Origin of the sequence: Neobacillus sp. CF12, from assembly GCF_030348765.1 — a bacterium.
Lineage (GTDB): Bacteria > Bacillota > Bacilli > Bacillales > Cytobacillaceae > Neobacillus.
The window spans coordinates 1,327,599-1,341,027 of record NZ_JAUCEU010000007.1 but is presented as its reverse complement, the minus strand read 5'-3'; the positions used below and the strand labels follow the sequence as shown (position 1 = coordinate 1,341,027).

Annotated in this window: 11 protein-coding genes and 1 other annotated feature; of the genes, 8 read left to right on the top strand and 3 right to left on the bottom strand. The window is 37.6% G+C overall.

Annotated features, from left to right (window positions below; all coding sequences use genetic code 11):
• Positions 1-78: 78 nt before the first annotated feature.
• Positions 79-1,938 carry a selenocysteine-specific translation elongation factor gene (gene selB, locus QUG14_RS06735; protein WP_289344085.1) on the top strand — a complete coding sequence of 620 codons (1,860 nt, stop codon included), beginning with the start codon at positions 79-81 and terminating at the stop codon, positions 1,936-1,938.
• A 42-nt stretch (positions 1,939-1,980) separates the two neighbouring features.
• On the opposite strand, the gene QUG14_RS06730 is transcribed toward selB, so the two are convergent.
• Positions 1,981-3,447, bottom strand: a complete 1,467-nt coding sequence (locus tag QUG14_RS06730; protein WP_289339751.1) for a TerD family protein — start codon at positions 3,445-3,447, stop codon at positions 1,981-1,983.
• A 227-nt stretch (positions 3,448-3,674) separates the two neighbouring features.
• Here QUG14_RS06730 and QUG14_RS06725 point away from each other — a divergent pair, with 227 nt between their 5' ends.
• The 4 genes from QUG14_RS06725 (at position 3,675) to QUG14_RS06710 (ending at position 8,746) form a co-directional block, all read left to right on the top strand.
• Positions 3,675-4,367: a sigma-70 family RNA polymerase sigma factor gene (locus tag QUG14_RS06725; RefSeq protein WP_289339750.1), complete on the top strand. Its 693-nt coding sequence runs from the start codon at positions 3,675-3,677 to the stop codon at positions 4,365-4,367.
• A gap of 30 nt (positions 4,368-4,397) precedes the next feature.
• A complete protein-coding gene (gene clpP, locus QUG14_RS06720) occupies positions 4,398-4,982 on the top strand; it encodes an ATP-dependent Clp endopeptidase proteolytic subunit ClpP (protein ID WP_289339749.1) in 585 nt (194 codons plus the stop codon).
• A 146-nt stretch (positions 4,983-5,128) separates the two neighbouring features.
• Positions 5,129-5,590 carry a MarR family winged helix-turn-helix transcriptional regulator gene (locus tag QUG14_RS06715; protein ID WP_289339748.1) on the top strand — a complete coding sequence of 154 codons (462 nt, stop codon included), beginning with the start codon at positions 5,129-5,131 and terminating at the stop codon, positions 5,588-5,590.
• 3 nt (positions 5,591-5,593) lie between these two features.
• Positions 5,594-8,746, top strand: a complete 3,153-nt coding sequence (locus QUG14_RS06710; protein ID WP_289339747.1) for an MMPL family transporter — start codon at positions 5,594-5,596, stop codon at positions 8,744-8,746.
• A gap of 45 nt (positions 8,747-8,791) precedes the next feature.
• On the opposite strand, the gene QUG14_RS06705 is transcribed toward QUG14_RS06710, so the two are convergent.
• Both QUG14_RS06705 and QUG14_RS06700 read right to left on the bottom strand, forming a co-directional pair.
• A complete protein-coding gene (locus QUG14_RS06705; protein ID WP_289339746.1) occupies positions 8,792-9,676 on the bottom strand; it encodes a cupredoxin domain-containing protein in 885 nt (294 codons plus the stop codon).
• A 140-nt stretch (positions 9,677-9,816) separates the two neighbouring features.
• A complete protein-coding gene (locus QUG14_RS06700) occupies positions 9,817-9,951 on the bottom strand; it encodes a hypothetical protein (RefSeq protein WP_289339745.1) in 135 nt (44 codons plus the stop codon).
• A gap of 135 nt (positions 9,952-10,086) precedes the next feature.
• Positions 10,087-10,305: a binding site (T-box leader), on the top strand.
• Positions 10,306-10,352: 47 nt separating this feature from the next.
• Between QUG14_RS06700 and proS the strand changes: the two genes are divergently transcribed.
• From proS to QUG14_RS06685, 3 genes are all read left to right on the top strand, one after another.
• Positions 10,353-11,783: a proline--tRNA ligase gene (proS, locus tag QUG14_RS06695; RefSeq protein WP_483310707.1), complete on the top strand. Its 1,431-nt coding sequence runs from the start codon at positions 10,353-10,355 to the stop codon at positions 11,781-11,783.
• A 229-nt stretch (positions 11,784-12,012) separates the two neighbouring features.
• Positions 12,013-12,573, top strand: coding sequence for a GNAT family N-acetyltransferase (locus QUG14_RS06690; RefSeq protein ID WP_289339743.1), 561 nt, complete (start codon positions 12,013-12,015; stop codon positions 12,571-12,573).
• 129 nt (positions 12,574-12,702) lie between these two features.
• Complete coding sequence (locus QUG14_RS06685; RefSeq protein WP_289339742.1) at positions 12,703-13,368, top strand: vWA domain-containing protein; 666 nt, start codon at positions 12,703-12,705, stop codon at positions 13,366-13,368.
• Positions 13,369-13,429: the final 61 nt, after the last annotated feature.

The window sequence follows — 13,429 nt, the reverse complement described above, 5'->3', positions numbered from 1 at the left end:
GTTCTTTAAAGATAAAGTAAAGAGGAAGACCTAAAAAAGCAGGTGGCAACTTTGGAAAAACGATATTTTACAATTGGCATGGCTGGACATATAGATCATGGTAAAACCTCTTTGACAAAAGCATTGACCAATGTAGATACTGACAGATTAAAAGAAGAAAAAGAACGACAAATCTCGATTGAACTCGGATTTGCTCCTTTATATGAGGATCAGGAAATTCAAATCTCGGTTATTGACGTACCAGGACATGAGCGTTTTATTCGCCAGATGATCGCTGGAGTAGCAGGTATCGACCTTGTTGTATTGGTTGTTGCAGCAGACGAAGGCGTTATGCCGCAAACGAGAGAACATCTGGATATCCTAAAATTCTTAGGAGTGAAATACGGACTTGTGGCAATTACGAAGATTGACCGCGTCGATGAAGAATTTATTGAATTAGTTAAGGATGATATCTTAAGAGAACTAACAGGCAGCGTTTTTGAGGATGCTCCGTTTGTGCTAGTAGACAGCCTATCGAAAAAGGGTATAGAGGAATTGAAAGATTTAATAATACGAACGCTAAAAGAGCAAGAAATGAGAGATACAAAGGGTGCTTTTCGTCTGCCGATTGACCAGGTGTTCACGGTAAAAGGGCAGGGGACAGTAGTTCGTGGAACGGTTTACGAAGGAACTGTGGAAGAGGGACAAACTCTTATGATCATGCCGCAGGGACTCGAAGTGAAAGCAAGACAAATTCAGGTTCATCATAAGCAAGCACAAAAAGCATATGCGGGCCAGCGTACCGCTATCAATCTTTCAGGGGTATCAAAAGAAGACTTAGAACGCGGAGATGTTTTGGTTTCGTCAGAGCATTTTATTGTTACGAAAACGGTAGATGTAGCGATAAGAGTGGTTGAGGATCTTGAACATATGGTGAAACAACGGATGCCGATTAAACTCCATATCGGAACTACAGAAGTTATGGGACGAATTGTCTTTTTTGACCGGAACGAGATTAAAGAAGAAAACGGTGAGATATTATGTCAACTTCGTTTGGAGGAAGAAATTCTTACTAAACGTGGCGACCGCTTTATTTTACGTCGCCCAAGCCCGCAAGAGACAATTGGCGGCGGCTGGGTTATAGATCCAAGAGGTAATAAATATCGATTTGGAAATCAAACCATTGAGGAACTGGAAAAGAAAAAAGTTGGATCACCTAAGGAACGGATTATTGCGGCTATTTTTGAAGCTAAAAGCTTAACTTTAGGTGAGTTAATCAAACGCACCGCTCTTGATGAAGAAACCTTGAATGCTTTTTTAAATGATGATGATGATTTTGTCCTATACAATAATAAAGAGTATTCCCTCAAAATGTTAATAAACTCTATTGAAGAAGACATCTATGACCGCCTGCAGGAATTCCATCAAACACATTCAATGAAATCTGGTCTAAATAAAGCAGAACTTCTGCAATCGATGCAAAAAAGATTTCCAAAAGCACTGCTCGATTTCGTTGTCGAAAACGGGATATCTAATGGTGTATTTAAGCGAAAAGAACAGTTTGTTGCATTGGCTAACTTTATGCCGAATGTGTCGAAAAGCTGGCAAAAGCGGACAGAAAACATGCTAGGTGAGTTAAAGAAGGATGGACTGAAGGTACGTTATTATAAAGACTATTTTTCCGATTCGGGTATCCCAAACCATTTAGAAGCTGATTTAAGACGTTTTCTGGAAGACCAGGAATTCATTGTCCATTTGGATGAACAATTTGCTTACCACGGGGAGGTCTTCAAAGAAGCAGTCGAAAAACTTCGAAGTGGCACTGGAAAAGAGTTTGAAGTGGGCGATGCGAAAGAAATCCTAGACCTTTCACGAAAATATATGATTCCATTCTTAGAAAGATTAGATTCAAAAGGCTTGACCAAACGAGTAGAAAATAAACGAGTTTGGCAAAAATAATCATGAAAAAACCTCAACCCAAACGGGATTGAGGTTTTTATGTTATGAAAGGAATTCTCCAGGATTTAAACCGAGTTCACGGCATATATCACTTACCATTTGCATTTCATTGTGGTCAAAATTGCCGTCAGCATACCCAATAGCAATACAGTATCGAGCAACTAAACGGGCAATTTCTGGTTTGGATCTTATTTTCCCAAGTGCACGGAAAGCTTCAGCTCTGCCAATCATCCTGTCTGCTTCAATACGTGAAACAAAGTAATTAAATCGCTGAATAACTTTATTGCTATCAAATACGCGTAACTCTTCACTAGAATTCACAAATTCAATCATTTTTTGTCGTTCCGTTGCATCCAAATAACCGTCAGCCATGGAAACCAAGGCACACGCTGCTACTACTGCTTCTAATACATCCTGACTCTTGTATCGATTAAACAATTCCTGAGCTTTTCTTTTTGATTGATTTGCCCATTCGGTATAATCCGTTTGATTTGGAGACCAATTGTTACCACAGCTGTTACAAGTAAACTTTAATTGGTTTTTTCCAATAAAACCACCAAGCAAACCAACAGGTCCTAAAATTAAGCCTCCAATCGCTGCTTTACCCAAACCAAATCCCTTTTGTCCTGTACGGATATTTGAAGAATTACAGCGCGGACAATGAATATCATCTCCATATGTACGATGGGGGTTATGTCCTGAGGTTTGGGTTGGATATCCAAAAGCCGGCTGCGAATAGGAAGATTCAGGCTGTAAATGAATGCGCTGTTGGTGATTTTGCTGATATGGATTAGAGCTATTTTGATTTTGATTAAATGTATTTTGGTTTTGATATTGGTTATGATTGTTAAATTGATTTTGATTGGTCGTAAATTGGTTTTGATTGTTGTTAAATAAATTTTGTTGAACGGGTGGTGTAGGTGTTGGAGCCGGTTCATCCACACTTACCCCGAAATTGCGGCATAACGCGGCCAGTCCACCTTGAAATCCGCTGGCAATCGCATTGAATTTCCATTCTCCATTATGTCGGTAAAGTTCTGCTGCAACAATGGCTGTTTCGACAGTAAAATCTCTTCCAAGGTTAAAACGAAGTAGTTCTTCGTTTGTATGTTCATTGAAGATACGCACGTATGAATTAGAGATTTGTCCAAAATTTTGCTGCTTCACTTGAGCATCATGTATGGTAATCGTGAATGCAATTCGATGGATGTGGCTGGGAACTCTTTGTAAATCGATCCGAATTTGTTCGTCATCTCGTTCTCCTGCACCATTTCGGTTATCCCCACTGTAATTAATGGAGCCATTGCCGCCGGTTGGATTATTATAAAAAATAAAATCCTGATCACTTTGAACCTTTCCAGTTTGTCCTAATAAAAAGGTGGAGGCATCTAGATCAAAGTTAGAACCATTATGTGCAATATCCCATCCTAAACCAACTACAACATTTTGTAGACCAGGATGTGACTTTGTTAAATCAACTTTTTGTCCTTTACTAAGTGTAACTCCCACGTATTTCACTCCTAATCAAAAGTACTATTCTCATCTTATTATAATCTAAGCGATGTAGAAGAAAGAAATGATTAACCTATAAATTTTTCTTACTGTTACATTTACGCTAATATGGCGAAAAAGTTTCAAAATTGTATATAGTAGAAAATAAGAAAAGATTTTCTACCCGTATCTTTTTAATCATATAAAACGTTTATAGTGTAGAGAGTGTTAAGGGAGTGAAAATAATGTCTAACAAACTTAGACTGTACACCATGGAAACTGTACAGCACGAGGAAGTCTTGTGGAGAGAAGTTTATCCCAAGGTACAAAAATACTGTCACTTTCTATCCCAGAGTAAATGGGATGGTGATGACCTTGCACAAGAGGCCATTTTAAAAGCTATTGACTTTTACAGCCAAGAGAAAATTACCACAGCTTTATTAAATAAAATAGCCCGCAATCAATGGATAGATACTCTTCGTAAAAGGAAAAAGGAAGAATTAAGTAATGGTCAGATTCGTGAGCATGCCAATTTACCAATGGCAGATACCATTGGTTCTGTGGATTTATTAATGGATCACTTTACTCCACGGCAAGCGATCATTTTTATCTTAAAAGAGGCCTTTCAATATCAATCGAAGGAAATTGCTGAGATATTAAACACAACAGAAATGGCTGTAAAATCTAGTATAAACAGGGCAAAAAAACGTATCGAAAATCAAAGTGAACCTATTTCTCTTGAATCCTATTGGCAAGAAGAGGAACGAGAACAGCTTTGGAGCCTGTTTCATGATTCCCTAATTAACCAGGACCCGTCGCAATTGATTGAAGCCATTCCGTCGATTATTGATACTACGGAAACACCTTCAGCTGTTACTAGAAAAACGGTCCCATTCAACGTTTCAACTCCTTTAAGCACTCTCTGTATGGCTGCATAGCCTATTATTCGCTTTTAAGGAGGATACGAAATGAGTACAATACCATATGTAATTGAACAATCTAATCGCGGTGAACGATCTTATGATATTTATTCTCGTCTTTTAAAGGATCGAATCATTATCATTGGTGATGAAATTAATGACCATGTGGCGAACAGCGTGGTTGCTCAATTATTATTTTTAGCAGCCGATGCTCCCGATAAAGAAATATCCCTTTATATCAATAGTCCAGGTGGTTCTACTTCAGCGGGATTTGCTATCTACGATACCATGCAATACATTACCCCGGATGTTCGGACGATTTGTACAGGGATGGCAGCATCATTTGGCGCTATGCTATTGCTTGCAGGTACAAAAGGGAAACGGTATGCTTTGCCAAATAGTGAAATTATGATTCATCAGCCACTTGGAGGCGTTAGGGGGCAGGCGACAGAAATAGAAATCTCTGCAAGACGTATCTTAAAGCTCCGTGAACATATTAATCAGATTATAGCCGATAGAACGGGCCAAACCGTTGAAAAAGTAGCAAAAGATACTGATCGAGACTACTTTATGAGTGCCGAAGAAGCCAAGGAATATGGAATTATCGATGAGATTCTATATCCCAAAGAATAAACTAAAAAAAATAATGCAAAATATGAAGAAAGGTTGGCAATTAGCTGACCTTTTTTTTATTGACAGCTTTTATGACATGTCATATAGTTAAACAGATGAATAGTTTAACAGTTTAACTAATTTTATAAAGTGAGGTGAAATGGACAATGGATAAAAAGACCATTCAGGAACTAATCGACCGATATATGTCCGTTTCTTTTGATGTCAATAAAAAAGCAGAGTCTCTACTTAAGTGTCAGATCGGAGAGGATTTAACCACTGACCAGCACTATATTTTAAGTTACATTCAGCGTTCCCATGAGTGCACCTCATCGGAATTGGCAGAAGCCTTTGATGTTAATAAAAGTGCAATAACAGCGATTATCAACCGGTTAGCAGACAGAGGTCTAATTGATAGAACCCGTGATGAAAACGACAGAAGAGTTGTTTATTTAACCTTAAGTGAAAAAGGGAAGGAATTGCACCTTAAAACTCAGGAAAAAGTACATCTTTTAGTAGAGTCTTTTATCACTCAATTTGATGAAACAGAAATTACAAATTTTATTAATACCTATGAAAAATTAGCCCTGATATTAACCAACATGAAAAAGGAAGAAGTGGGGGAATAACACGTGAGAGCAATGATTAAAGGAAAATGGTTAGTCCTAATTGCTTGGGTAGCTTTGATTGCTGTACTTTTTATGGCTGCACCAAATATGGAAAACCTTGTTCGTGAGAAGGGACAGATTAACGTACCAGAGGGGTACTCATCTACGCTTGCAGAGGAAATTCTTAAAGATGTCCAGTCAAGTGAAAATAGCGGGAATGAGTTACAAACAGCGTTGGTATTTCATAGTGATAAAAAGCTGACGCAAGAAGACTTTGCTGAAGCAGAAAAAGCGGTTAACCAACTTGAGAAAAATAAGGAAGAACTTGGGATCACCTCGATTCTAACTCATTTTAATCAAGAAGAATTAAAGGAACAGCTTTTATCCGAAGATGGTAAAACCATTCTTGTTTCGGTAAATGTAATCGCAAATGATCGTGAAGGGAAAGATATTTCGAAGGATTTATATGAAGCACTAGAAAATGTAGAGTTAGATCACTATTATACCGGAAACTGGTTAATTGCTGAGGACCTTGTAACAAACTCCCAAGAAGGTCTGAAGAAAACAGAAGGTATTACGGTTGTGTTTATATTAATCGTCCTATTACTGGTGTTTAGATCAGCTATTGCACCAATTATTCCACTAGTAACAGTAGGCTTCAGCTATTTGGCTGCCCAATCGATTGTTGCTATTTTAGTAGATAAAGTGAATTTCCCATTATCAACATTTACGCAAATTTTCTTAGTGGCCGTATTGTTTGGTATTGGTACAGATTATTGTATTTTGCTGCTAAGTCGTTTTAAAGAGGAAATGTCAAAGAATGATAGTGTAGTAGAAGCAATAGTTATAACCTATCGCAATGCCGGAAAAACGGTTTTCTTTAGTGGATTAGCAGTAATGATTGGATTTGCATCGATAGGATTTTCAACCTTTGTGCTATATCAGTCAGCAGCTGCAGTTGCAATTGGTGTAGCGTTATTGTTACTGGCACTATTTACGGTTGTTCCATTCTTTATGGCTGTGTTGGGGAAGAAACTATTCTGGCCATCTAAGGGTAAGCTTGAACACGGGGAAAGCAAGTTTTGGGGATATGTTGGTACTTTTGCTTTAGCACGTCCGTTAATTGCCTTACTCATTGTGGCAGCCATATCAGTGCCGGCTTTATTTACCTACGATGGAGATTTGTCGTTTAACTCTCTTGAAGAGATTGGTGATGAATTTAATTCTATTAAAGGATTTAATATCATTTCTGATGGATTTGGTCCTGGTGAATCCATGCCCACTCAAATTGTCATTAAAAATGATGATGAAATGAATACTTCAGAATATATTGCGATCACTGAAAAAATAAGTCAAGAACTTAATAAAATCAATGATGTAGATTCGGTACGTTCTGTGACACGTCCAACTGGTGAAACAATTGATGAGTTATATATTTCTGAACAAGTTAAAACACTAGGTGACGGACTTGGTCAAGGAAATGAAGGAATTCAGAAGATTAGCAGTGGTCTTTCAGAAGCTGGAGAACAACTTGCTGCCAACCAACCTAAAATGGAAGAAGCAGTGGATGGGATTGGCCAGTTAATTACTGGTACTAACCAGTTACAGTCCAATATGGGTACGATACAAGAAAATCTTGCAAAAATTGAAGATGGATTAAAACAAGGTGCTACAGGTACTACTCAAGTAAAAGAAGGCTTAACAGTAGTTAAATCTGAGTCCTCCAAGGTGTTGGCAGGCAGTAAACAATTACTTGAAGGTTACAAACAAGCAGAGAGTGGGCTTGCGGATCTTGCTGGAAACTACGAACAAGTAGCAATAGGGATTAGTGAGTTGCATGCTACCTTAGGGGCAACAAGTGATTATTATACCAATCTAGAAAGTGAATATAGTGGAATTGGACAAAATGATAACTATATAGCTATTAAAAAAGTCATTAGTGATTCTCAGTTAGCAACAGCAGAATTAGCGGGAACCTTGAATCAGTTAAATGCTGGTTTAAAGGGTGCTGCACAAGGAATTAGTCTTGCTAATGGTAAATTCTCAGAAGCTATCGCGGGTCAGGAAGCACTCGTTAAAGGGATGGAGGACCTTATTAAAGGACTCTCAGAGATTGAAACTGGCCTTTATACAATGGGGAATGGTCAAGGGCAAATCGTTAATGGACTTCCTCAATTTGCAAATGGTCTAAACGGAGTAAATAACGGTCAGCAGCAGCTAATGACAGGTTTTAAAGACTTAGGCGGACAAATCACAGTGCTGACTGATGGGTTGACGCAAAGTGCGGATGGATTAAATCAAGTTTCTGACGGTTTAGAGTCTGCAGAAGAGTACCTTGCAGGAGTAGGTAACCAAGAGAAAAATGGTTTTTATATTCCACAAGAGGTCCTAAACAGCAAAGACTTTGAACAAGTACTCGATACTTACATGTCAAAAGATCATAAAGTCATGACGATTGATGTAGTATTTAGCAAGAATCCGTACTCGAATGAAGCCCTAAATACAGTTCCGGAAATCAAGGAAACAGTAGAGCGGGTGGTAAAGGATACAAAACTTGAAAATGCGGAAGTAGCAGTGGGTGGAGTATCAAGCATGCACCATGATCTTGATGAAATTTCTCAGGCGGATTACTCACGAACAGTGGTGCTCATGCTAATAGGGATTACGTTTATACTAATCATTCTATTCCGTTCCATCATTATGCCGCTATATTTAATCGGATCATTAATACTAACCTACTATACTTCTATGGCACTAGCAGAGGTCATCTTCGTCAATTGGTTAGGTTATTCAGGTATTAGCTGGGCAGTTCCATTTTTCGCCTTTGTTATCTTAATCGCGCTCGGCATTGACTATAGTATTTTCTTAATGGACCGTTTTAACGAATTTAAACATATGCCAGTAGAGCAGGCGATCCTTATCGCTATGAAAAAGATGGGAACAGTTATTATCTCTGCAGCGATCATTTTAGGTGGTACCTTTGCAGCGATGATGCCGGCCGGTGTTTTATCCTTGCTCCAGATTGCGGCTATCCTCTTAATTGGTCTTTCACTCTATGCACTGGTGATTTTACCATTGTTTGTTCCAGTTATGGTAAAAACATTCGGGGAAGCAAACTGGTGGCCATTTATAAAAAATAACGATCATGTAGTAGATCAACATTCAAGTCATATGTAAAAAAAAGAGCTCGCTGATAGTTTCAGCGAGCTCTTTCTTATCAGGTTATTCTACAATAACGGTTCCTTTAAACATATTCATTCCACAGCTAAAGGTGTATTCTCCTTCTTTGTCAGGTGTAAAAGATAACTTGGTTGTACCAGCCTTTAGATTCACATTATTTAAATCAAAATCTGGCATCATAAAAGTTGAGAAACAGCTATTATCACCAGGATTTGTAATATTTAATTCCACTGTCACTCCTTTTTTTACTTTAATAACGTTTGGAGAATAGCCAGTTGGTGTAATCATCATTTCAATTTTAGGATTGGTTTCCTTGGTAATATCTAATTCTGTTTGTTTTGGAGGGGGATTTGTATTCGTCTCTTGTGTTTGGGCTGATTTGCTCTCACCAGGAATTTTAACAAGATCACTGCTGTATAAAAATAAGAATAACGCAATAAGTACTAATCCGGCGGATAGGATATTAAATGGAGAAATTCCTTGTGTATCAAGTGCAAGTTTTCCATTTGTGTCTACGATAATAAATAAAAGGACTAAACCAATAATAATCACATACACTCCTAGGAGAATTCCTAATATGATGGTTGGGTTATCGAACTGAAGAATTGCTCCCAAAAGAGCACCCATAATTCCACTTACGACCCCAGTTGCTGACCCCATTAAGATAGCAAGGATTCCTATCGGCTGACCAGCGATAAAACCGAGGATAAAGCCTATTAACGTACCCAATCCAACAGGGAAAAATAATTCTCCTGAGAGAATCCCGCTAATATAACCAGCTAATAGTCCACTCATCATGGTTAAAACCATTACGATAACGATTCCAGATACGTCAGCTAGCTTATGTTTGTTACGATGTAAAAGGAAAATAGAAGACCCTGTCAGTAAACTCATGATCACTATTGTGAATATTGATAACATATACATTTAAAAAACTCCCTAAAGTTAATAAACAACATATGTACATTATAAATGCAATGTAATCTATTTTTAGTGGCTTTTATGAACGTTTAATGAAACTTAGCCGAAAATAAAAAAGACGTCAATAACGTCCGTAAAATAGGGGATTATTCTTTCTTTTTAGGATCTAATGTGTTTTTGTAGATTCTTTTTAAAGCCTCATTTTGCATTTTCATTAGTTCAAGTAAGTATTGCTTTTCTTCTTCTTCCTGTTCGACTTCATTCTTTTCTTCATTTTTCAAGAATATCACCTCATTTCCTTAATTGTATCCTAAACAGAGGGTTAGAATAAAGATAAGGAAATGGAAAACAGAATAATTTTCCATAATAACAATTGACATTTTAGTATCTGAAATATATAATTTTGGAAAAATACTATTGAAACTGTGATGAGGATTAGTAAAATGAAATTGGTCTTACAAAGAGAGGAAGCCATTGGTGGAAGGTTTCTTAAGACAGTCATTTGAACCTGCCTCGGAGTTCTGTATCGGATTCTTTTTTGAAGATACATGCGGATAAAATCCGTTATCATGTCGAGAGTATAAAGCAATAGCTTTATGAATTTAGGGTGGTATCGCCAGGTCTTGGTCCCTTTTTGGGGCCAAGGCCTTTTTATATTTAAAAAAATAATGAGGTGTCAAAAATGGCTAAGGAATTTGTAAAAGATGTTACCAGTATGGACGAGGATTTTGCCCAGTGGTACACGGATGTAGTAACAAAAGCTGATTTAATTGATTATTCGAGTGTACGAGGTTCGATGATTATCCGTCCTTATGGGTATGCCCTTTGGGATAATATAAAAAATGAATTAGATCGCCGTATTAAAGAAACCGGACATGAAAATGTATATATGCCACTGTTTATCCCTGAAAGCCTGCTGCAAAAAGAAAAAGACCATGTAGAAGGCTTCGCACCAGAAGTAGCCTGGGTTACACATGGCGGTTCTGAAGAATTAGCTGAACGTCTAGTTGTCCGTCCAACATCTGAAGTCCTTTTTTGCGAGCATTATAGCAATATTATTCATTCTTATAGAGACTTGCCAAAGCTCTATAATCAATGGGCAAACGTGGTTCGCTGGGAAAAAACAACTCGTCCTTTCTTACGGACATTAGAGTTTTTATGGCAGGAAGGTCATACCGCACATGCTACTGATGAAGAGGCGATGGAAGAAACAATCAAAATGCTGAATGTATATGCAGCAATTTGCGAAGAAATTCTTGCGATTCCAGTAGTAAAAGGGCAAAAGACGGAAAAAGAAAAATTTGCAGGAGCGAAAGCTACTTTTACCATTGAAAGCTTAATGCATGATGGTAAAGCACTACAGTCAGGAACTTCGCACCACTTTGGAACAGGCTTTGCTGAAGCATTCAATATCCAATATACGGATAAAGAAGGAAAGCTTCAGTATGTACATCAAACATCATGGGGCTTTACAACAAGGATTATCGGAGCTTTAATTATGGTGCATGGCGATGACCGTGGACTTGTCATTCCTCCAAAAGCGGCGCCAACTCAGGTTATGATTGTACCAATCGCACAGCATAAAGAAGGAGTTCTTGATTTCGCGTATGATTTGAAAAAGTCTCTTTCAAACGTTGTTCGCGTTGGTATCGATGCAAGCGATAAAAAGCCAGGCTGGAAATTCAATGAGTACGAAATGAAGGGAATTCCAGTTCGTTTGGAAGTTGGACCAAAAGATATTGAGAATAAGCAGGTTGTATTAGTAAGACGAGATACGTTAGAAAAAGTCTTTGTTCCATTAGATGAGCTTGAAACAAAGCTAGTAGAATTACTTGATGATATTCAAGCTAACCTATATAACAAAGCTTTGACGCATCGTGAAGAGAGAACATCTGTCGCTGTGACACTTTCTGAATTAAAGGAAAAGCTTGAAGCGACACCAGGTTTCATTAAAGCAATGTGGTGTGGTGATCTCGCATGTGAGGAGAAAATCAAAGAGGATACAACAGCAACTTCAAGATGTATCCCATTTGAACAAGAACAAGTTTCAACTACATGTGTATGTTGCGGTAAAGAAGCCGACAAAATGGTTTATTGGGCAAAAGCATATTAATACGAATTAAGACTCTTCCTTTTTGGAGGGGTCTTTTATTCATACAGGTCATGAAGCCCAAAATGATAGGGAAATTGAAATAGTGGTCCTCATGGAGTGATCATGAAGCCCAAAATGATAGGAAAATTGAAAAAGTGGGCTTCATGAAGGGTTCATGTAGCCCAAAGTCGAAAAAGAGAAGGGTAAATGGTTCTCATGAAAACCAAAGGTATATAAAGGGGGAAACAAATTGAAACCAATATTAAGAGAATTTCCAGAGGAGTTTACTACACAGCGATTATTGATTCGAAAGCCTTTACCAGGTGATGGAAAAGCAGTTTACGATGCTATCCAGGCTTCATTAAATGAATTAAAGCCGTGGATGCCTTGGGCCCATATGAATCAAACAGAGCAGGATGTAGAAGCAAATATAAGAGATAGTATTGCTAAGTTTATAACCCGTGAGGACCTACGATTACATCTATTCAACAAGGAAACCGGTGAATTTATTGGTTCATCAGGGCTTCATAGAATTAATTGGGATGTTCCAAAGTTTGAGATCGGTTATTGGATTGATACTCGTTTTTCCGGCCGAGGGTATATTACAGAGTCGACTGAAGCAATTACAAAATTTGCGTTCACCGAACTCAATGCAAAACGTGTTGAAATTCGTTGTGATTCGCGAAATAGTAAAAGTCGTGCAATTCCTGAAAAATTAGGGTTTACCCTTGAGGGAATCTTGATAAATGATGGTATCTCGGTCGACAGTAAGGAACCTAGAGATACCTGTGTTTTTGCACAAACAATATAACTAATAAAGAGGTTCCCGAGCTTAAGTCTTTGGAACCTCTTTATTAGTTTAAATGATGCAACTCATACCAATTTTCAACCAGTGTAGTATAATTATGGAAGATGTAAAAAGTTTGAAAGGGGATATTTCATGACGACTATTAGTTTATTGAAAAAGACTGCTGGAGTTATTTTAGAAAAGAAGAAACTTACAAATGTGGTTGCAAGAGTTGGTTTAATACTAGATATTTCAGGATCAATGAGATCACTGTACAAAAATGGTACAGTCCAGAAGGTAGTAGAGCGTATTTTAGCAGTAGCCAGTCAATTTGACGATGATGGAGCACTTGATGTTTGGGTGTATGATAATGAGTTTTCTCGATTGAAGTCTGTAACAGAAAAAGATTTTGTTAATTATGTAGAAGATTATATATTAAGTAACGATTTAATCCATAAATTTGGAAGAAATGATGAACCCCCGGTAATGGAAGATGTAATCAATAAATACATAGTAGAACAACCTGCAAAGGAACCCACCTTTATTGTGTTTATTAACGATGGCGGCTGTAAAAGAACGATTAAAAAACCGATTGTCTCATCTTCAAATAAACCAATCTTTTGGCAGTTTGTCGGTATTGGTGATTCTAACTTTGAGGTGCTAGAAAAACTAGACACAATGGAAGGTCGTTTTATCGATAATGCAAATTTCTTTCACATTAAAGATATTGAAAAAATATCCGATGAAGAATTATATAATAATCTACTAAACGAGTTTCCAGGTTGGCTAATTGAAGCAAAAACTAAGGGAATTCTGTAAGCTTATCTGATACTTTAGGGATAGGACAAAATATTCAAATATAACAGAATGTGATTTACAT

Excerpts from the sequence above, each read along its gene's own strand:
- selB (WP_289344085.1), top strand. The coding sequence starts at position 79 with ATGGCTGGACATATAGATCATGGTAAAACCTCTTTGACAAAAGCATTG.
- QUG14_RS06725 (WP_289339750.1), top strand. The coding sequence starts at position 3,675 with ATGTCTAACAAACTTAGACTGTACACCATGGAAACTGTACAGCACGAG.
- clpP (WP_289339749.1), top strand. The coding sequence starts at position 4,398 with ATGAGTACAATACCATATGTAATTGAACAATCTAATCGCGGTGAACGA.
- QUG14_RS06715 (WP_289339748.1), top strand. The coding sequence starts at position 5,129 with ATGGATAAAAAGACCATTCAGGAACTAATCGACCGATATATGTCCGTT.
- QUG14_RS06705 (WP_289339746.1), bottom strand. The coding sequence starts at position 9,676 with ATGTATATGTTATCAATATTCACAATAGTGATCATGAGTTTACTGACA.
- proS (WP_483310707.1), top strand. The coding sequence starts at position 10,353 with ATGGCTAAGGAATTTGTAAAAGATGTTACCAGTATGGACGAGGATTTT.
- QUG14_RS06685 (WP_289339742.1), top strand. The coding sequence starts at position 12,703 with ATGACGACTATTAGTTTATTGAAAAAGACTGCTGGAGTTATTTTAGAA.